This is a genomic window from Phytobacter sp. V91 (genome assembly GCF_965644225.1).
Classification (GTDB): domain Bacteria; phylum Pseudomonadota; class Gammaproteobacteria; order Enterobacterales; family Enterobacteriaceae; genus CBFFRJ01.
Genome location: NZ_CBFFRJ010000067.1, coordinates 1 through 21115 on the forward strand (window position 1 = coordinate 1; position 21115 = coordinate 21115).

The 21115-nt window shown below is 53.7% G+C and carries 18 protein-coding genes; 10 read left to right on the forward strand and 8 right to left on the reverse strand.

What is annotated here, in order from left to right; genetic code table 11:
- Window positions 1–85: 85 nt before the first annotated feature.
- From tldD to csrD, 8 genes are all read right to left on the reverse strand, one after another.
- Window positions 86–1531: a metalloprotease TldD gene (gene tldD / locus ACSZO4_RS14600; RefSeq protein ID WP_437889774.1), complete on the reverse strand. Its 1446-nt coding sequence runs from the start codon at window positions 1529–1531 to the stop codon at window positions 86–88.
- 83 nt (window positions 1532–1614) lie between these two features.
- Complete coding sequence (gene yhdP / locus ACSZO4_RS14605) at window positions 1615–5424, reverse strand: AsmA2 domain-containing protein YhdP (protein WP_437889776.1); 3810 nt, start codon at window positions 5422–5424, stop codon at window positions 1615–1617.
- Window positions 5425–5466: 42 nt separating this feature from the next.
- Window positions 5467–6936 carry a ribonuclease G gene (rng, locus tag ACSZO4_RS14610; protein WP_437889778.1) on the reverse strand — a complete coding sequence of 490 codons (1470 nt, stop codon included), beginning with the start codon at window positions 6934–6936 and terminating at the stop codon, window positions 5467–5469.
- A complete protein-coding gene (locus tag ACSZO4_RS14615) occupies window positions 6926–7519 on the reverse strand; it encodes a Maf family protein (RefSeq protein WP_437889780.1) in 594 nt (197 codons plus the stop codon). The genes rng and ACSZO4_RS14615 overlap by 11 nt, the downstream gene beginning before the upstream one ends.
- Before the next feature lie 7 nt (window positions 7520–7526).
- Window positions 7527–8015 carry a rod shape-determining protein MreD gene (gene mreD / locus ACSZO4_RS14620; protein ID WP_437889782.1) on the reverse strand — a complete coding sequence of 163 codons (489 nt, stop codon included), beginning with the start codon at window positions 8013–8015 and terminating at the stop codon, window positions 7527–7529.
- Window positions 8015–9007 carry a rod shape-determining protein MreC gene (gene mreC / locus ACSZO4_RS14625; RefSeq protein ID WP_437889783.1) on the reverse strand — a complete coding sequence of 331 codons (993 nt, stop codon included), beginning with the start codon at window positions 9005–9007 and terminating at the stop codon, window positions 8015–8017. Before mreC ends, mreD begins: the two co-directional genes overlap by 1 nt.
- A gap of 64 nt (window positions 9008–9071) precedes the next feature.
- Window positions 9072–10115, reverse strand: coding sequence for a rod shape-determining protein MreB (gene mreB, locus ACSZO4_RS14630; protein ID WP_000913396.1), 1044 nt, complete (start codon window positions 10113–10115; stop codon window positions 9072–9074).
- 306 nt (window positions 10116–10421) lie between these two features.
- Entirely contained in the window at window positions 10422–12362 is a 1941-nt protein-coding gene (gene csrD / locus ACSZO4_RS14635; protein ID WP_437889784.1) for an RNase E specificity factor CsrD, read from the reverse strand.
- 285 nt (window positions 12363–12647) lie between these two features.
- Here csrD and msrP point away from each other — a divergent pair, with 285 nt between their 5' ends.
- The 10 genes from msrP (at window position 12648) to fis (ending at window position 21115) form a co-directional block, all read left to right on the forward strand.
- Window positions 12648–13649, forward strand: coding sequence for a protein-methionine-sulfoxide reductase catalytic subunit MsrP (gene msrP, locus ACSZO4_RS14640; protein WP_437889785.1), 1002 nt, complete (start codon window positions 12648–12650; stop codon window positions 13647–13649).
- The gene (gene msrQ, locus ACSZO4_RS14645) at window positions 13650–14249 is read left to right on the forward strand and encodes a protein-methionine-sulfoxide reductase heme-binding subunit MsrQ (protein WP_437889786.1); all 600 of its coding nucleotides are present in this window, start codon (window positions 13650–13652) and stop codon (window positions 14247–14249) included.
- 235 nt (window positions 14250–14484) lie between these two features.
- Window positions 14485–14937 carry a type II 3-dehydroquinate dehydratase gene (gene aroQ / locus ACSZO4_RS14650; RefSeq protein ID WP_437889787.1) on the forward strand — a complete coding sequence of 151 codons (453 nt, stop codon included), beginning with the start codon at window positions 14485–14487 and terminating at the stop codon, window positions 14935–14937.
- Between the two features lie 21 nt (window positions 14938–14958).
- Entirely contained in the window at window positions 14959–15429 is a 471-nt protein-coding gene (gene accB / locus ACSZO4_RS14655) for an acetyl-CoA carboxylase biotin carboxyl carrier protein (RefSeq protein WP_437889788.1), read from the forward strand.
- Window positions 15430–15439: 10 nt separating this feature from the next.
- Window positions 15440–16789, forward strand: coding sequence for an acetyl-CoA carboxylase biotin carboxylase subunit (gene accC / locus ACSZO4_RS14660; RefSeq protein ID WP_437889789.1), 1350 nt, complete (start codon window positions 15440–15442; stop codon window positions 16787–16789).
- Window positions 16790–16895: 106 nt separating this feature from the next.
- Complete coding sequence (locus ACSZO4_RS14665) at window positions 16896–17138, forward strand: YhdT family protein (RefSeq protein WP_437889790.1); 243 nt, start codon at window positions 16896–16898, stop codon at window positions 17136–17138.
- On the forward strand, window positions 17128–18579 hold the full coding sequence (gene panF / locus ACSZO4_RS14670; protein WP_437889791.1) for a sodium/pantothenate symporter: 1452 nt from the start codon (window positions 17128–17130) through the stop codon (window positions 18577–18579). The genes ACSZO4_RS14665 and panF overlap by 11 nt, the downstream gene beginning before the upstream one ends.
- Window positions 18580–18589: 10 nt before the next feature.
- On the forward strand, window positions 18590–19471 hold the full coding sequence (prmA, locus tag ACSZO4_RS14675; protein ID WP_437889792.1) for a 50S ribosomal protein L11 methyltransferase: 882 nt from the start codon (window positions 18590–18592) through the stop codon (window positions 19469–19471).
- Between the two features lie 356 nt (window positions 19472–19827).
- Window positions 19828–20793: a tRNA dihydrouridine synthase DusB gene (dusB, locus tag ACSZO4_RS14680; RefSeq protein WP_437889793.1), complete on the forward strand. Its 966-nt coding sequence runs from the start codon at window positions 19828–19830 to the stop codon at window positions 20791–20793.
- A gap of 25 nt (window positions 20794–20818) precedes the next feature.
- Window positions 20819–21115, forward strand: a complete 297-nt coding sequence (gene fis / locus ACSZO4_RS14685) for a DNA-binding transcriptional regulator Fis (RefSeq protein ID WP_000462905.1) — start codon at window positions 20819–20821, stop codon at window positions 21113–21115.

Below are 21115 nucleotides of genomic sequence, written 5' to 3' on the forward strand. Positions count from 1 at the left end.
CCATAAATTAACCTGCTTTTGATGTTGGATTGAACATATCAAAATCAGGCAATTACACAATTTTATGTACAGGCTCGGCAAATGATTACGCCGTACCACCGACGGTCAGATTGTCCACTTTCAGCGTCGGCTGGCCTACGCCTACCGGCAGGCTCTGACCCTCTTTACCGCAAACGCCCACGCCGTTATCCAGCTTCAGATCGTTGCCGACCATTGAAATCTGCTGCATGGCTTCAATACCGGAGCCGATCAAGGTTGCGCCTTTTACTGGTTTCGTTACTTTCCCCTTCTCGATCAGATAAGCCTCGGAAGTGGAGAAGACGAATTTGCCGGAGGTGATATCCACCTGGCCGCCACCGAAGTTAGGGGCATAAATACCAAATTCAACCGACTCAATGATTTCCTGCGTCGTGGATTTTCCGGCCAGCATATAGGTGTTGGTCATTCGTGGCATCGGTAAATGCGCATAAGACTCACGCCGTCCGTTACCGGTCGGTGCAACCCCCATCAGGCGGGCATTTAGCTTGTCCTGCATATAGCCTTTCAGGATGCCGTTTTCGATCAACACATTGTACTGACCCAGCGTCCCCTCATCATCAATGGAAACAGAACCACGACGATCTGCCATGGTGCCATCATCCACGACGGTACAGAGTTCAGAGGCCACCAGTTGGCCCATTTGCCCACTGAAAACAGAGGTGCCACGGCGATTAAAATCACCTTCCAGACCATGCCCTACCGCCTCGTGCAGCAAGACGCCAGGCCAGCCTGCGCCGAGCACAACCGGCATGGTGCCAGCGGGTGCTGCCACTGCAGAAAGGTTAACCAGCGCCATACGAACGGCTTCTCTCGCCCAGGCATCTGCGCGAACATCGCCGTCCACATCCTGCAGGAACCAGTCATAACCGAAACGCCCGCCACCGCCGCTTGAACCGCGTTCGCGCTTGCCATCGTCTTCCACTTGCACACTCACCGAAAGGCGCACTAACGGGCGAACATCCGCAGCCAGGGTACCGTCCGTTGCGGCAACCAGAATCAGTTCATACACCCCGGTCAGGCTGGCGGTCACTTCCTGCACGCGTTTATCCGCAGCACGGGCTACTTTGTCCACCCGGCGCAGAATATCCAGCTTTTCTTCCCGGCTCATGCTCTGTAAAGGATCGATGCTGGAGTACAATCCCTGGTGCTCTACGGCTCCCAGCGTCTGCACCCGGCCATCTCCCGCATCACGCACAATAGTCCGCGCCGCCTGAGCACTCTGCTCCAGCGCCAGCATGTTGATTTGGTCCGCATAGGCAAAACCGGTTTTCTCACCGCTCACCGCACGCACGCCGACGCCCTGATCGATATTGTACGAGCCGTCTTTGATAATGCTGTCTTCCAGCACCCAGGACTCGTGATAGCTCGACTGAAAGTAGAGATCGCCATAGTCGAGTCGACGCTCGGTTAATTGGCCAAGAATGGAAAACAGATCCTGATGACTCAGGCCATTTGCTGCCAGTAATTGTTCGCTTACCAGGTTCAGACTCATCGTTAGCTACTCGTCGTTGCCGCCACAAAGGGCGGTAAAAATGTCATGTATCAAGATTGAGGCAATTCTCGGATGCCGTCAAATCATTGCTTTTTCTCTGTTCGCGCCTGGCGAAGCACTTCGTTGATCTGCGGTCTGTCCACCGGACCCGTTATCTGGTAACGCAAAATAGAGACTTTATTCCACAATGGGGCCAGTACTTTACTGGCGGCGAATACCGCAGCGCCCACAATCGGATTCACGGCAAAGGCAGCGGCTACGCCAACGGTCGCAGAAATCTCAGGCGCCACAACCGCTTCAATATTGAGCTGCCGCTGTACCAGATCCACTGAGCCTTTCATAGCGATATCGGCTTCAAGCCCATCCACCAGCGTGTCATCGGTATGCAGTACGCCATCTTTGATCCACGCCGAGCTGCGGATGGAATCAAAGAAGAAGCCGTCATTGCTGAAGGTATCACTGAAGTCGAAACGCAGCTTACGCAGCAACGCATCCACACTAAACAGGCGCAGTAATTGCCCGGCATGGCCGGTACTCACCTCAGTAATCGTCCCTTTGCCTAACTGGGTACGCAGAATGCCGTTAAGAGACTCTTCCTGCGGGAGCCATGGCGGGCTGCGCCAGTGCAAATCGTAATTCACATCAAAAGATGCGTTGCGTATGGGCGTGGAGAGGCCAAAGAACCCCATGGCGGCATCGATTTTCTCACCACGCAATGCCCCTTTGATGGAGGTACGCTCGCCTCCCGTGCGATTAACCCATTCACCGTCAGCGGTCAGACGGGCGAAACCACTGTCTACCAGGCCATTGGCCAGGGTGAGAGTATCGCCTTTGATGGTAAAGTCACCGTCGATACGTCCGTATTTTTGTCCCCACAGCCAGCATTCCTCGCAGCGCAATTGCAGATCAGGCCAGCCGGTAAAGTCCACCTGCGATTTACCCCGCAGCAGGGTCGTGGGTGACGAAATGTCATTATCGTCCGATGAGGTGGCCGTCGGGTTGTAATAGAGATAACGGATCGCCGCTTTCCAGGGCGCGTTGTCGTTGAGTGTAAACGTACCATTGATTTCTCGCCCCTGCGCTTCAATGACAGAACCGGATGACTGCGGTTGCGAGACGAGGCTCAGGTTGTTCCACTGCTGACCGCCCAGAGTGAGCGCTGGCGTACGTAGGGTAATGCGCGACGGGAAGACCGTTGAATCACTGACGTTACTGGCGACGCCCTGGCGGAACAACGCCAGCCACTGAGCGCCGTTCATGGCCGGCAGGTTTAACTCCACCCCTTCCTCATCCGGCAGCGGCGGCACGGTACGGCTGTCGGAGGCCCAGATAGCACGATCGAGCGTCAGCTTGTTATTCAGCAGCCAGCGGCTGTTGAAGTGATTATTGCTGCCGGCGTTGCCGGTAAGCTCAAAGCTACGTAAATCACCTTCCACCTTCAGCTTAACCGGCAGGGCTTTACCCGACGTTTTATCCAGCGGCGGCGGGAGCTTACTGACAATATTGGTTAAATCGCCATCAAGATTCACGCTGTAACGGGCACCAGAACCGTAAGGCAGATCGATTCCCACTTTCCCTTTCCAGCCCAGGCTGCCGCTAAGTGCCCCACCTAACTGCGGCGGCAGGACATCAGTATGGGCTGGTTGCCAGTTGCCCTCCATATTGACCGCCACCTGGTAGGCCTTCGCTCCCTCGGTGGTCGTAAAATCAATATTCAGTGGCTGGTTAAACCAGGTCGCCTGCAAGGGCTCGCTTTTCAGATTGCCGTTAATAAAGCTGAACTTACCGCGTAAATCTTTCACCGTGCTGTTAATCGGTTTGATGAACAAATCGTTGTGATTGAGCATGACGTCGCCTTTGGCGGTCGTCATGTTGCCATCAAGCGGGATATCAAGATGTAAGCGAGCACTCACATCTCCATCGAGTTGCAGTTCATCAAGCGCAGTAGATAACGTATCTTTAAGCGGCGTCTCTTTGAAATAAGGGCCAACGGCCTTGCCCGGCCCGTTGATATCGGCATCAATCAACAGCTTCTCTTTCAGGTAATCAGGAATGATTGCCGTCAGATTGCTGGCCTTCACGCCGCCCAGCGCCACATCATCGGTCTTCATCCACAGTCCATCGTTGATAAAGTCGAGTTCGATATCGAAATTCTTTAACGCCGGCCAGTCAGGCTGAAACGCAAATGTCGCATTGCGCAATGGGACCAGAACCTCAAACTGCCCTTCGTTATGTTTATAGGGGAAGAGTTTTGGGTTGCCGCCGTAGACCAGGGTAGCATTTTCAGCCTGGCCGCCCTGGATTGCCGCACTGAGGTAATCCACCAGCGCTTTGCCCATCAGGTTTTCCGGGAAATAACGCCAGGCCTGCCCTCCGTCGGTAACGTTAATCCCGGCCAGAATCCCCAGCCATGGCTCATCGCCAGTCGGTTGCAGATAACGGAAATCGCCGCGAGCATGGATAGCTTTGGCCTGCACATCAATGTTTCGCCCGTCCAGCTGTAACCCGCGGGCGTCGCGTTGCCAGTCGAGGGTAGCAACCCCTTTTTCGATTTCCAGCGGCGCACGGAACACCGTGGCATAGGGCATTTTCGCCTGGGTCATTTCCGCGCTCACGCGTCCATGTTCAACGCTACCCGCGAGCGTCCCGGAGAGATGCTCCACCCCTGGTAATAGTTTCCACTGCTTCCAGCCGATATCTTTCCAGTTGGCCTGAAAACGCGTTTTCTCCGTCGCCTGAAGCGGAATATCCAGCGCCAGATTCTCCAGCAGTCCCTCAGGCTGCATGGTGCGCCAGATGTTACCTAATGCCGGGGAGATTCTTTCTGCCACCGGAAGCAGGCCATCCAGATTGCCCAGCTCCACACGGCTGGCGCGAATACGCAGTTCATCACTGCGGGCGCCGTCCGGGCCCCCCGTCTCCTGAGCCGGGATCCAGGCAAGCGCCAGCGACCCTTCTGGCCATGGGCGATCGTCAAGTGTGATACGTGTTTGTGGCACGCTAAACTGCCAGCCTTGCTGCTGACGCGAAACATGAGCGGTCAGATTGTCGACCAACATCTGGTGAACCTTGTCATCGCCCTGCCAGCTGGCGCCGCCTTTTTTCAGCCAGACATCACCACTTTCGACCACGCCTTTATTGAGCGTCATCCAGCCTTCAAGGCTAAACCGGGCTGTATCCAGCGCAACGTTGTCCTGCATCCATTGGCCCAGCCATGGCTTGACATCAATATCGTCCGCCTGCAGCCACAGTTTGCCATTGTTAAGGATCCCGTTGTCATCCCGCAGATCCATTCGGACCTGCATCACGCCATGCTGGCCGGTGAGGCTCGACAAACTCAGTTGCCCTTCTGCACGATGTCGCTGGTGACTATTGAGCCAGGTCAGTTGTGGTATAGAGAGTTCGGCGCGCTGGCCGGAAAGGGTCAGAAAACTCAGGCTGCTGTCGCGCAGATCAAAATGATCAAACTGACGGAGGAAGAGATCGCTGATGCGATCCGTTTCAATACTGTCGCCGGAATTGTTGCGCTGCAGCGGCGTATTGGTCCGCACCGCTAATTGATAAAACGTGAGATCGCGGAACTGCCAACGCATATGCAGCAGACTTTGCCAGATATCCAGCGCCAGCGTGACGCGTTTAACCGACAGACTGCCACCGTCATTGAGCACCGCGCTGACGTCACGAACTTCCAGATTCGGGCCGAAATTTTGCCAACTGGCATGCAGTTGACCGGCATCAACAACAACGCCAGTCCGGGCCTGAATTGTTGCGAGGATCTCAGGGCGCCAGGTGTCAAGATGCGGCAGCGCCAGACGCAGGCCACTCACCAGCAACGCCACGATAACGATAAGCGTTGCCCCTGTAAGTAGCAAAATCCCCGGCAATCGCCTCACGCACCTCTCCTTGTCAACAAAACATCTGGCCCCTGACGGGTCTTACATCATTACTACGTCGAACTGTTCCTGATTATAGAGCGGCTCGATCTGCACTTTTACCTGCTTGCCCACAAAGATTTCAACCTCTGCCAGCGCATGCGACTCTTCGCCTTTTAAGGTTTCCGCCACCGCAGGAGAAGCATAGACCAGGAACCGGTCTGAATCGTAGGCATGATGCACACGGACAATCTCACGCATGATTTCATAGCAGACGGTTTCAACCGTTTTCACCGTCCCGCGTCCATGGCAGGTCGGGCATTCATTGCACAATACATGTTCAACGCTTTCGCGGGTGCGCTTACGGGTCATTTCCACAAGACCCAGCTGCGAGAAACCGTTGATGCTGGTTTTCACCCGATCCTTGCTCAGGGCCTGTTCCAGAGAATGCAGTACGCGGCGGCGATGGTCTTCATTATTCATATCGATAAAGTCGATGATGATAATGCCGCCGAGGTTACGCAAACGAAGCTGACGGGCAATGGCCTGAGTCGCTTCGATATTGGTGTTGAAGATGGTGTCGTCGAGATTACGGTGGCCAACAAAGGCGCCGGTATTGATATCGACAGTGGTCATGGCTTCAGTTTGATCGATAACCAGGTAGCCGCCGGACTTCAGCTCGACTTTTCTCTCCAGCGCGCGCTGAATTTCATTCTCAACGTCGAACAGATCGAAAATCGGCTGGCGACCGCTGTAATGCTCAATCTTACTGGTCATTTCTGGCATGTATTCGGCGGTGAACTCCAGCAACATGTCATAAGTCAGTCGGGAGTCGACGCGGATACGGTCAAGCTGGGCATCAGCAAAATCGCGCAGAACGCGCTGGGCCAGCGCCAGCTCACCATAAAGTTTGTAACGCGTCTGGTTGCGTTTCTTACGCTCCATCACCTTGGTCCAGACCCGTTTGAGGTAGGCCGCGTCAGAGGAGAGATCTTCTTCGCACACCCCTTCTGCTGCGGTGCGAATGATAAACCCCCCCTGCTCATCGCAGTATTCCGCCACCACCTGCTTTAATCTTTCACGCTCCGCTTCGCTCTCAATTCGCTGAGAGACGCCAACATGGGATGCGCCAGGCATAAACACCAGGTAACGTGAAGGCAGGGTGATGTCGGTGGTCAGGCGCGCGCCCTTGGTGCCAAGAGGATCTTTCACTACCTGGACCATCAGATCCTGCCCCTGGCGCACCAGCTCAGAGATATCCCGCACCGTGAAGTTCTTCTGCTCTTCGCCGGCGACGCATTCGGTATGCGGCATAATGTCCGAGGCATGAAGGAACGCCGCCTTATCCAGACCAATATCTACAAAAGCCGCCTGCATTCCAGGAAGTACACGACTTACCCGACCCTTGTAGATATTGCCTACGATCCCGCGTCGTGCTTCTCGCTCAATGTGGATCTCCTGAAGGATCCCGCCATCGATATAGGCCACGCGCGTTTCTGATGGCGTAACGTTGACTAATAATTCAGCCGTCATGATTCTCTCTTCCCTCGCGTAGTGCGTTAAAATTGCTCAACAGTTCCCACGTTTCCACCAGCGGTAAACCGACGACGGCATGGTAACTACCATTGATTTTTCTGACAAAACAACCGCCCAGTCCCTGGATCCCATACGCACCGGCTTTATCAAGCGGTTCTCCGCTCGCCACATAGGTCGCAATATCCTCGTCGGATAACTCGCGGAAAGTAACTTCGGTTGTTACCAGACATTCCAGCAGATACTGTCTGTCAGCCAGTGCAACTGCCGTCATCACCTGATGAGTCTGGCCGGAGAGTTGTCGTAACATTTTAGCAGCATGCGAGGAGTCTTTCGGTTTTTCAAGAACTTCACCATTAAATATCACAATGGTGTCAGCGCCCAGAACGGGTAAATCCTCGGAGGCCATCGCCACGCCCGCCTGCGCCTTTTCACACGCCAGGCGCACCACATAGTGGCTGGCGCTCTCCTGCGGCCGACGCTGCTCTTCAATACCGGGAATAATACGTGCGAAACTCACCCCCAATTGGGTGAGTAATTCCTGACGACGTGGGGAACCGGAGGCAAGCCAGATACTTGTCATAAAAACCTTATTGCACGGCAAATTGCTGACGAATTTTACGCATCAGCAGGAAGATCCACGGCCAGAGCACCCCATTGACAAGGCTGCTCCAGAAAATATCGGGCTTGAACGAAACATTAATCACCAGGAACTCAGCCCAGAAAATAACGACTTCGGTCGCCAGTGAGAGCACCACCACGACCAGCGCTTGTTGCCACAGCGCCAGATTGCGGAACAGTTGATATTTTAGGGCAACCAGATACGCGACGATGCTCAGTGACAACGCGCGTACGCCAAGGGTGGATCCACTAATAAGATCCAGTATGGCACCCATGGCAAAACCCGTACCGACGTTGACGCGGTGCGGCAGCGCCAGGATCCAGTACAGCAAAATCAGCAGAACCCAGTTTGGCCGGTAGACAAGAATGTCATCCGGCCATGGCATCACCTGAAGCAAGAGTGCAATCAAAAATGAGAGCCAGACAACCCAGCGTCCCTGGCTACGATAGCTTGCCACTATTGCCCCCCTCCGGAACCAGGCGGCCCGGCAATACCTGTTGCCGGTGCGGGTATCGGTGCGGGAGGGCCCATAGTGTCAGGAGACGGAAGCACTTGCGGCATCATCTGCATCAGACGTTCGTTCGCTACGCGGTGAACCTCTTCCGGCGTCATCGGATTGGTGCCATTACGATCGGCGCCCCACAACAGCAGCAGATAGCGCAGACGTTGCAGGCCTGCCGTTGGACGAGCCTGAATCACCGTGTAAGCACGCTGTGTATCAAGCTTCACCGAGGACACCACGCCAACCGGATAGCCTTCCGGGAAGCGTCCGCCCAAACCGGATGTCACCAGCACGTCACCGACACGAATATCCGTATTGGCAGGCAGGTGTTCCAGTTGCAGATCGTCAGTACAGCCATTCCCTGCGGCAATAATACGAATGTCATTACGCAGTACCTGAATAGGTAACGCGTGGGTTGCATCGCAAATCAGTAATACGCGGCTGGTAAGCTTTGCCACCGCCACAACCTGGCCGACAACACCTTTGTCACTGATAACCGGCTGGCCTTCATACACCCCGTTGACGCTGCCCTTGTCGATAACCACCTGATCACTGTAGGGATCGTTAACGGTGGAGATAACCTGAGTCACCATTTTTTGTTCGTCCTGGCGCAGGGGCGAACCCAGCAGCTCGCGCAGTCGCGCGTTCTCCTGTTTATACTGACCTAACATCAGCAGTTCGCTGTTTTTTAACAGCAACTCCTGACGTAATGCCCGATTTTCAAGCTCGAGTTGATCACGCGAGGACAGTGTCTGCGACACGCTGTCTAATAATTCGCGGGGACCATTGGAAATAAAATAGAAAGGGCTGACAGCAGTGTCCATGTACGTTCGAATCTGGCTGAACGTACCGAGGCGGCTGTCGGCAATGATAACTCCCAACGCCACGACTACCGCCAGAAAAAGGCGAATCTGTAGCGACGGGCCACGGCTAAAAATTGGCTTCATAGGCTTTGCGTATTCTCAGGCCAGGTAAACCCGGGGCTCAAATGTGCCCCGAGCCTCACGCAGACTATTCTTCGCTGAACAAATCGCCGCCGTGCATATCGATCATTTCCAGAGCCTTGCCGCCGCCACGCGCTACGCAAGTCAGTGGATCTTCTGCAACTACGACCGGAATACCTGTCTCTTCCATTAACAGGCGGTCAAGGTTACGCAGCAGTGCACCACCACCGGTCAGAACCATACCGCGCTCGGAGATGTCGGAAGCCAGTTCCGGCGGGCATTGCTCCAGTGCAACCATCACTGCACTCACAATCCCCGTCAGCGGCTCTTGCAGCGCTTCAAGGATTTCGTTGGAGTTCAGGGTGAAGCCACGAGGAACACCTTCTGCCAGGTTACGGCCGCGCACTTCGATCTCACGCACTTCATCGCCCGGATAAGCAGAACCGATTTCGTGCTTAATACGTTCAGCAGTGGCTTCACCGATCAGTGAACCATAGTTACGGCGCACGTAATTAATGATGGCTTCGTCAAAACGGTCGCCGCCAATACGCACGGAAGAGGAGTAAACCACGCCGTTCAGCGAGATAACCGCCACTTCAGTGGTACCGCCGCCGATATCCACAACCATCGAGCCGGTCGCTTCAGATACCGGAAGGCCTGCACCGATTGCAGCCGCCATCGGCTCTTCAATCAGGAAGACTTCACGGGCACCCGCGCCCTGAGCCGATTCACGGATAGCACGACGTTCAACCTGGGTCGCACCGACGGGAACACAAACCAGCACGCGTGGGCTTGGACGCATAAAGCTATTGCTGTGCACTTGCTTAATAAAGTGCTGAAGCATTTTCTCGGTCACGAAGAAGTCGGCGATAACACCATCTTTCATCGGGCGAATCGCTGCGATATTGCCCGGAGTACGCCCAAGCATTTGCTTCGCGTCATGACCTACAGCCGCTACACTTTTCGGTGAGCCTGCGCGATCCTGACGAATGGCCACAACGGAAGGCTCATTCAATACGATGCCTTGTCCTTTTACATAAATCAGGGTATTCGCAGTACCCAGGTCAATGGACAGGTCATTGGAAAACATGCCACGAAATTTTTTCAACATACTAAGGGATAATCCTGAAAGCTGGGGCGGAAAAATAAAATCCGCTTACTTTACCAACCACACGCAGCAGCGACAAGGCGCATAACTCGTCTGCTACGGTGAAAATTAGTGCAGTTTGTTTCCTTTGTTACAAACAATCTGACTCCTTCAGAGTTGGAGCATCGCGGAACCATTCCATGCCCGGTGTTTGCAACCTGTCAAAGGTCAAAACTCGCGTTTACGCTGTAACATTCCGGCGGGCAGACAAGCACACCCCCATTGGACACAGCGCGCATTATTCTACGTGAAAACGATTTAAACAGCAGTTCAAACCGAGTAACTTTGCGAATATTTTTTCACACTGGTGTCAAGTGGCTGGGAAGCTGCAATAAAATCGCCCTGGCCGCCAGAAACGCCTCGTTCAATCAATGTCTGCCATTCGCTGCGCGAGCGAACGCCGGTGGCAAATACCCGCGTCCGCGTACCTTTGCACGCTTCAACAAGACTTTGCACCAGCAACTGATTTTCCGTACGCTTTTCAATGTTTCTGACAAGGCCTGGGTGCAGTTTTAATAATTCAACATCCAGCGCTTTAATCCAACTGGTACTGACCAGGGTCAGCCCAGCCTGGGTGACAGCAATACGCGCCCCCAGAGCATTGACTAATCGCACAACCGGTTGTAAACGACTGATATGTTGACAGACATCTGCCTCAGCAAGTTCAAAAATAATCCGTTTTCGTTGCGATTTTTCACATTGCATCAGTGTGTCGCGCAGCCAGCGCTGAAAACGCGGACGAGTCAACGACTCAACGGTAATCTGCATCGCGAGATTTTCTTCAGGCCAATACCCCAGATAAGGGATTAGCCGACCAATCTGTAGCCGATCATACTCTTCCGACAAACCAAACTGCTGAATCATTGGCATATATTCCGCAGCGAGAACTTCCTGATCGTCATCATAAATACGGCACATCAACTCACGGTGATGTACCTGACCGCTGAGATTCACCGCCGGTTTCTGATAGACTCGCGGCCCGCCACGGCTGAGCATATTCTCAATAAGCGTTCGCCAGCGAACATTGCCCCGTCCCTGCTCGGGTAACGAGTCATCATAAACCGACCAACTGTTTCCCCCCTGCAAGGCCGCGTGGCGAGCTGCTGCCTCCGCATGTTCCATCACCTGTTCTGTTGACTGCCCGCTGCGCCAGGCACAAATGCCAATATGCATCATGTCTTCCTGGTCGAGCATCCTGCTTGGCGGTAGCCCTCCGACGGCTTTTAAAATTTGCCCGGCGATACTTTCCGCTTCTTTTAACGTGCGATGAGGGAGCAGAACCGTAAAATCACTGCGGTGATAGCGCGCCAGCAGCGAACCGGGATAACGCATAATAAAGGTCGACAGCAGGTTGATCAGTACAAACAAATGCTCTTCAACAACCGCTTTCCCCCAGTTCTCGCGCAGCAATTCAAAATCAGGCAGGCGAATCATCATCACTACGCCGTGCACGCCGACGTTCTCCTGATCTTCCAGTAAAGTCGCCAGCTGGTTATCAAAGAAGAAGCGATTATTAAGGCCGGTTTTCGTGTCCTGGGCGGCATAAGAACGGATCATGGTATCGATATGGCTACGCTGGTCGCTGGCAAACTGGATTTCCGCCAGCAGCACATCCAGCGCGCTACTGGCCCGTGATGGCCATTCGTAGATCGAGCCTCGCGCCTTTGCGCCCCGATCGCCATTCAGAATGCGCGTCGCACGCATCTCCAGCAGTTCCTGCCCGGAAAGCTGGCGGCGCAGCCAACGTACGGACAGGAAAATAATCAGAATCATAAAGGCTATCGTCAGCGTCAGCGGCACCGTGGTCACCAGAGAATGGAAGTAACTCGCCATCGGATCCTGGTACACCATGGTAATGGTCATGCCGGGATTTTTAACGGAGCCGACCTCTAATTCCCGGAACTGAAAATTGCTACCCGCTGGGCGATAGCTGCTTTTGCGCGTATATTGCACAACGGCATTCTTTCCCTGGCGAATCTCGATTCCGACGATATCAACAGGCACCATCAATTCATCAAGCTGAGATTTCAGCACCGCGGGAGAGGTAAAAATCAGACGTGAGTCAACCACTGCTGCCACCGCCTCAACGCGATTGGCAACCTTTGACTGGATTGCATTATAGAAGCTGAGTGAACAGCCAAGCAGGGTGACAAACATCGCCAGGCCTGTTAGCAAAGTCACAAAAGCTGAAAATTTCGTCGTTAATCGCATCCGTGTGTTAACTCCGTAGTGTGAAAGAACCCGGCGCGATAACTTCCCTGACAGGAAGAGTCAGCGCTAACCAGAAAAACGAGCCCGGCATACTAGCAGGCCTGACGGTTCAGGCAATCAGAATTGCCACCGCTTATGCGAGTATAGCCCTCAGAAATATTTTGCCAATCATCCATAATCGCCACGCGATACCAAACCGGGCTGCGAAGTAAGTTTTCAATTTTTCGTGATATTCATCCGCCCCCTCTGACCCCGTGCTACAAGTAATAGAAAGGGGGAAATGCCATGCAAAAGAAAAAACTTACCGAAGCCGATGTCACCGCAGAATCCGTATTTATGCTGCAACGCCGTCAGATCCTGAAAACCCTCGGCATCAGTGCTGCCGCCTTCAGTCTGCCTCCCTTTGCTCAAGCCGATTTACTGGACTGGTTTAAGGGGAATGACCGACCCAAAGCTCCATCCGGGAAGCCGCTGGACTTCACGAAACCGGCACAGTGGCAAAATGCTCTGACGTTAACCCCTGAAGATAAGGTGACGGGCTATAACAACTTTTATGAATTCGGTCTGGATAAAGCCGATCCTGCCGCCAATGCAGGCAGCATGAAGACCTCGCCCTGGACGCTAAGCATCGAAGGCGAAGTCGCCAAACCGTTAACCCTCGACCATGATGACCTGACCAAACGTTTCCCGCTGGAAGAACGTATTTACCGTATGCGCTGTGTTGAAGCCTGGTCTATGGTCATCCCCTGGACTGGTTTTCCTCTGCACAAGCTACTGGCGCTGGCAGAACCCACCAGCAATGCAAAGTATGTTGCCTTTCAAACCCTCTATTCCCCCGAGACGATGCCCGGACAAAAGGATCGTTTTATCGGTGGCGGTATAGCTTATCCTTATGTCGAAGGGTTACGTATAGATGAAGCCATGCACCCACTGACGCTGCTGTCGGTCGGCGTCTACGGCAAAGCCTTACCCCCGCAAAATGGGGCGCCAGTTCGTTTGACCGTACCGTGGAAATATGGCTTTAAGGGCATTAAGTCTATTGTCAGCATTAAGCTCACCAGCAAGCGACCGCCGACAACCTGGAACCTTGCCGCACCGGATGAATACGGCTTTTTTGCCAACGTGAATCCTCATGTCGACCACCCTCGTTGGTCGCAGGCGACAGAACGCTTTATTGGCTCCGGCGGCGTGCTGGATGTGCAGCGGCAGCCGACGCTGCTGTTCAATGGCTATGCCGATGAAGTCGCCTCACTGTATCGGGGCCTGGATCTGCGGGAGAATTTCTAAGTGCGAATAACGGCTAAACAGATTGTCTGGCTCAAAGTTATCCTGCACCTGGCGGGTTGTCTGCCTCTGGTGTGGCTGTTTTGGGCTGCGTCTCAGGGTTATTTCAGCGCCGATCCGGCGAAGGATATTCAGCATTTTACCGGCCGAATGGCGCTGAAGTTCCTGCTCGCAGGTCTGCTGGTTACGCCGCTGGCGCGTTATGCCCGCCAGCCGTTGCTGATCCGTACCCGTCGCCTGCTCGGTTTATGGTGCTTTGCGTGGGCGACAATACATCTTACCAGCTATGCGCTGCTGGAGTTGGGGGTGCGTAATCTGCGTTTACTGGCTCAGGAATTGACCACACGACCTTATTTAACGCTCGGGATTGTTAGCTGGTTCATTCTGCTCGCGCTGGCGGCGACGTCCACCCAATGGGCGCAGCGAAAACTGGGCAAAGGCTGGCAACAACTGCATAACTTCGTCTATCTGGTGGCGATCCTCGCCCCGATTCACTATCTGTGGTCCGTTAAGATATTATCACCCCAGCCCCTTCTGTATGCCGTGGTTGCGCTGGTGCTTTTAGCGTGGCGATACAAGAAGTTCCGCCAATGGTGGCGATAATGTCCGGTATTGTGCGTTTCCCCGCAGTTCCTTTATCATTTGCAGGCACTATTCTGAATAGCGGTTGATAATCTCCCCTGATAAGACCAGTATTTTGCTGCCAAATGCTACGAAATCGTTATAATGTGCGACTTTGGTTTTCCCGGCAGGGTTTTTAAGACCCTGGATGAGTGACAACCATGCAATGAAGGTATATTTTGTATTTTACCGGAGAATTGCAGGAGATAGCAGCACGATGGCGGTTAAATTGCGTATTTTACTCTTAAACGGACCCAACCTGAATTTACTGGGAACTCGTGAGCCGGACACCTATGGCACCCTGAGCTTAGCGGAAATTGTTAATCAATTAAGCATTGAAGCAGAGGCCCTGAACGTCACGCTTGAGCATATGCAATCTAACGCGGAGCACGAACTCATCGACCGTATTCATCAGGCTAAAGACAATGTGGACTATATCCTGATTAATCCGGCCGCGTTTACGCACACCAGCGTTGCAATACGCGACGCGTTGCTCGCAGTCAGTATCCCGTTTATCGAGGTGCATCTGAGCAATGTGCATGCGCGTGAGCCGTTCCGCCATCATTCTTATCTCTCCGATATCGCTGTTGGTGTCATCTGCGGATTAGGCGCTGACGGTTATTCATACGCGTTACAGACAGCGGTAAAACGCTTGTCACAATCAAACTAAACAAGAGTACGGAACCCACTCATGGATATTCGTAAGATTAAAAAACTGATCGAACTGGTTGAAGAATCAGGCATCGCTGAACTTGAAATTTCTGAAGGCGAAGAGTCTGTACGTATCAGCCGTGCACCGGTAGCACCTGCTTATCCGATGATGCAACAGGCTTATGCGGCACCGGTTATGCAGCAGCCAGCTCCTGCACTCGCCAGCGCCGTTGCGCCAGCAGCACCTGCGGCAGAGCCAGCTCCGGCACAAATCAGTGGTCACATCGTACGTTCCCCGATGGTCGGGACTTTCTATCGCACCCCGAGCCCGGATGCGAAAGCGTTCTGCGAAGTGGGCCAGAAAGTCAACGTGGGCGACACGCTCTGCATCGTTGAAGCGATGAAAATGATGAACCAGATCGAAGCTGATAAAGCGGGTGTGGTTAAAGCCATCCTGATCGAAAGCGGTCAACCGGTTGAATTCGACGAGCCGCTGGTCATCATCGAATAACGAGGCGAAGATGCTGGATAAAATTGTCATCGCTAACCGTGGCGAGATTGCCCTGCGAATTCTGCGTGCCTGTAAAGAACTGGGCATTAAGACCGTCGCTGTGCACTCCACCGCGGACCGCGATTTAAAACACGTATTGCTGGCGGATGAGACGGTCTGTATCGGCCCGGCGCAGTCCGTCAAAAGCTACCTTAACATCCCGGCGATCATCGCAGCTGCTGAAATCACCGGCGCTGAGGCCATTCACCCCGGCTACGGTTTTCTCTCCGAGAACGCCAACTTTGCCGAGCAGGTTGAACAGTCCGGCTTTATTTTCATCGGCCCGAAAGCTGACACCATTCGCCTGATGGGCGACAAAGTGTCCGCCATCACCGCGATGAAACAGGCTGGCGTCCCGACGGTTCCCGGTTCTGATGGCCCGCTGGGCGAGGACATGGATGTTAACCGTGCCCATGCGAAACGCATCGGCTACCCGGTTATCATCAAAGCCTCCGGCGGCGGCGGCGGTCGCGGTATGCGCGTGGTGCGCAGCGACGCTGAACTGGCCCAGTCCATCTCCATGACCAAAGCGGAAGCGAAAGCGGCTTTCAGCAACGACATGGTGTATATGGAGAAGTACCTGGAAAACCCACGCCACATCGAAATTCAGGTGCTGGCAGACGGTCAGGGCAACGCCATCTATCTGGCTGAACGCGACTGCTCCATGCAGCGCCGCCACCAGAAAGTGGTCGAAGAAGCGCCGGCGCCGGGCATCACCCCGGAACTGCGCAGCTTTATCGGTGACCGCTGCGCCAAAGCGTGCGTGGACATCGGCTACCGTGGGGCGGGTACCTTTGAGTTCCTGTTCGAAAACGGCGAGTTCTATTTCATCGAAATGAACACCCGTATTCAGGTGGAGCACCCGGTTACCGAAATGATCACCGGCGTGGATCTGATCAAAGAGCAGCTGCGTATTGCTGCCGGTCAGCCGCTGTCGATCAAACAGGAAGATGTGGTGGTCAAAGGCCATGCGGTGGAATGCCGTATTAACGCCGAAGACCCGAACACCTTCCTGCCGAGCCCGGGTAAAATCACCCGCTTCCATGCGCCAGGCGGTTTTGGCGTGCGCTGGGAATCGCATATCTACGCCGGTTACACCGTACCGCCGTACTATGACTCAATGATCGGCAAACTGATCTGCTTTGGCGAAACCCGTGAAGTGGCGATTTCCCGCATGAAAAACGCGCTTCAGGAACTGATCATCGACGGTATCAAAACCAACGTCGATCTTCAGACCCGCATCATGAACGACGAGAAATTCCAGGTCGGTGGCACCAACATCCACTATCTGGAAAAGAAACTCGGCCTCAGCGAGAAGTAAGTCAACAGTCATGCTATAAGGCCGGTTATCCGGCCTTTTTTATTTCTGGGGATTGCAAAGCCCCATCATGTACAATCCCCGCTTTCTTTATCCACAAGGGACAAATATGGACACGCGTTTTGTTCAGGCCCATAAAGAAGCGCGCTGGGCGCTGTGGCTGACCCTTCTCTATCTTGCCGCATGGTTAGTAACTGCTTACTTACCAGATTCAACTCCCGGATTTACTGGCCTGCCGCACTGGTTTGAAATGGCCTGCCTGCTGCTGCCACTGATTTTTATCGTACTGTGCTGGGCGATGGTGCGCTTTGTCTTCCGCGATATCTCTCTGGAGGACAGTGATGCATCCTGAAGTCATCATCCCGCTTATCGCCTACATGTTGATTGTCTTCGGCCTGTCGGTCTATGCGATGCGCCAGCGTAAAACCGGTAACTTCCTGACCGAGTATTTTCTGGGTAGTCGTTCGATGGGTGGCATGGTGTTAGCCATGACCCTGACAACCTCTTACATCAGCGCCAGTTCCTTTATTGGCGGGCCTGGTGCGGCGTATAAATACGGACTTGGCTGGGTATTGCTGGCCATGATCCAGGTGCCAACCATCTGGTTATCACTGGGCGTGCTGGGTAAAAAATTCGCCATTCTCGCTCGCCGGTACAACGCCATCACTCTCAACGATATGCTGCTGGCTCGCTACCAGAGCCGTTTACTGGTGTGGGTGGCGAGTATTAGCCTGTTGGTCGCGTTTATCGGCGCCATTGCCGTGCAGTTTATCGGAGGTGCACGTCTGCTGGAGACAGCGGCGGGCATTAAGTATGAATCTGGCCTGCTCATTTTTGGGATCAGCATTGCGCTCTATACTGCCTTCGGTGGTTTCCGTGCCAGCGTGCTAAACGACACCATGCAGGGCATGGTCATGCTGATTGGCACCCTGGTGCTGTTAGTCGGCGTGGTCTATGCGGCAGGCGGCCTGCATAGCGCAGTGGATAAGTTGCAACAAATCGATCCGCAACTGGTGTCGCCTCAGGGAGGTGACGGCATTCTTACGCCTGCCTTTATGACGTCGTTCTGGGTGCTGGTCTGTTTCGGGGTGATCGGTCTTCCCCATACAGCCGTTCGCTGCATCTCCTATAAAGACAGCAAAGCCGTTCACCGCGGCATTATTATTGGCACGATTGTGGTGACCATTCTGATGCTGGGGATGCACCTGGCGGGTGCGCTGGGCCGGGCGGTGCTGCCAGATTTGAAAGTCCCGGATCTGGTTATCCCGACGCTAATGGTCAAAGTGCTGCCACCGCTTGCCGCCGGGATCTTTTTGGCAGCACCCATGGCCGCAATTATGTCTAACGTCAATGCGCATCTTTTGCAGGCATCCGCTACGATCATAAAGGATCTCTGGCTCAACTCGCGTCCCGAGCAGCTCCACAATGAACAGCGTCTGAAACGCATTTCCATGGCGATCACGCTGATCCTGGGGATTTTCATGATGCTGGCCGCGTGGCATCCGCCGGAGATGATCATCTGGTTGAACCTGCTGGCATTCGGCGGGCTGGAAGCCGTCTTCCTGTGGCCGCTGGTGCTCGGATTGTACTGGGAGCGGGCCAATGCAATGGGAGCCCTGAGCAGCATGTTCGCGGGCGGCATCCTGTATGCGGTCCTGGCGACCTGGAACGTGCACTATCTCGGACTGCACCCTATCGTGCCGTCGCTTATTTTAAGTTTGTTGGCCTTCCTCGTCGGTAACCGTTTTGGTCAACCCGCCGGACAAGCCAACGTCATTTCTGTGAACCAATAAAGAGTTTCTTATGCCGTGGATCCAACTGAAGTTAAATACGACCGGCGCGAATGCCGAAGAACTTAGCGATGCGTTAATGGAAGCAGGTTCCGTTTCCATTACCTTCCAGGACACACACGACACGCCGGTGTTTGAGCCACTGCCAGGGGAAACCCGCCTTTGGGGTGACACCGATGTCATCGGCCTGTTTGATGCCGAGACGGATATGCGCGAAGTTGTGGCTATCCTGGAACAGCATCCGTTACTGGGCCAGGGTTTCATACACAAGATCGAGCAGATCGAAGACAAAGACTGGGAACGCGAGTGGATGGAAAACTTCCACCCGATGCAGTTTGGTAAGCGTCTGTGGATCTGCCCAAGCTGGCGCGATGTACCGGATGAGAATGCTGTGAATGTCATGCTCGATCCGGGTCTCGCTTTTGGCACCGGTACGCACCCGACCACATCACTGTGCCTGCAATGGCTGGATGGGCTTGATTTGGCAGGTAAGACGGTTATCGATTTTGGCTGTGGTTCCGGCATTCTGGCTATTGCCGCGCTGAAACTGGGGGCCGCGAAAGCAATTGGTATCGACATCGACCCACAGGCGATTCAGGCCAGCCGCGATAATGCGCAGCGCAATGGTGTTTCTGAAAGGCTGGAGCTTTACCTGCCGCAGAACCAGCCAGAAGCGATGCAAGCCGATGTGGTCGTCGCCAATATCCTTGCCGGCCCATTACGTGAACTGGCTCCACTTATCAGCGTGCTGCCCGTTTCTGGTGGCCTGTTAGGGCTTTCCGGAATTCTTGCCAGCCAGGCTGAAGGGGTCTGCGACGCCTATCGCGATAATTTCACCCTCGATGCGGTGGTGGAGAAAGAAGAGTGGTGTCGGATCACCGGGCAAAAAAACTGAGATTTCGCTGAGTAGCACAGCGGTGCCTGATGAACTGCGATAATCCTGGAGAAGGTGAAATTGGGAGCGTGATCTCATTTTCACCCTCTTTTTTGTCTATTAAAACAGCAATTTATCCCGTGATTTACTGGTGTAATGAAGAAAAAATGAGAAGTTTAAGGAAATTATATTTGTTCATAATTTAATCCCGACTTATTAACTCAATGATTTTTAATCATTTATAATTTTTTCCAATACCTTAAGCGGCGATTCATTGATCTGCGACAGAGGATTGCTCAAAGTTTGGCCTTTCATCTCGTGCAAAAAATGCGTAATATACGCCGCCTTGCAGTCACAGTATGGTCATTTCTTAACTCATGCGCATCGGACACCACCAGCTCAGAAATCGACTGATCGCAGCGCCCATGGCTGGCATTACTGACAGACCATTTCGGACGTTGTGTTATGAGATGGGAGCAGGTTTAACCGTATCCGAGATGATGTCGTCTAACCCACAGGTGTGGGAAAGCGACAAATCCCGACTGCGGATGGTGCATGTTGATGAGCCAGGTATTCGCACCGTGCAAATTGCAGGGAGCGACCCGGATGAGATGGCGGATGCCGCCCGCATTAATGTGGAAAGCGGCGCCCAAATTATTGATATCAATATGGGCTGTCCGGCTAAGAAAGTGAATCGCAAACTTGCGGGCTCAGCCCTGCTACAGCACCCGGATCTGGTGAAATCTATCCTGACCGGCGTGGTAAATGCAGTGGAGGTGCCTGTCACGCTTAAGATTCGCACTGGCTGGGCTCCGGAACACCGTAACTGCGTAGAGATTGCCCAACTGGCTGAAGACTGTGGCATTCAGGCTCTGACCATTCATGGACGCACCCGCGCCTGTTTGTTCAATGGAGATGCTGAGTACGACAGCATTCGGGCAGTTAAGCAGAAAGTTTCCATTCCCGTTATCGCGAATGGCGACATTACTGACCCGCTTAAAGCCAGAGCTGTACTCGACTATACGGGGGCTGATGCCCTGATGATAGGACGGGCAGCTCAGGGAAGACCCTGGATCTTTCGGGAAATCCAGCATTATCTGGACACTGGAGAGCTGCTTGCTCCCCTGCCATTGGCAGAAGTTAAGCGCTTGCTTTGTGCGCACGTTCGGGAATTGCATGACTTTTACGGACAGGCAAAAGGTTACCGAATCGCGCGTAAACACGTCTCCTGGTATCTCCAGGAGCATGCTCCAAATGACCAGTTTCGGCGCACATTCAACGCCCTTGAGGACGCCAGCGAACAGCTGGAGGCGTTGGAGGCATACTTCGAAAATTTTGCGTAAACAGAAATAAAGAGCTGACAGAACTATGTTCGAACAACGCGTAAATTCTGACGTACTGACCGTTTCTACCGTTAACTCTCAGGATCAGGTAACCCAAAAGCCCCTGCGTGACTCGGTTAAACAGGCACTGAAGAACTATTTTGCTCAACTGAATGGTCAGGATGTTAATGACCTGTATGAGCTGGTACTGGCTGAGGTAGAACAGCCTCTGTTGGACATGGTGATGCAATACACCCGTGGTAACCAGACCCGCGCTGCCCTGATGATGGGTATCAACCGTGGTACGCTGCGTAAGAAACTGAAAAAATACGGCATGAACTGA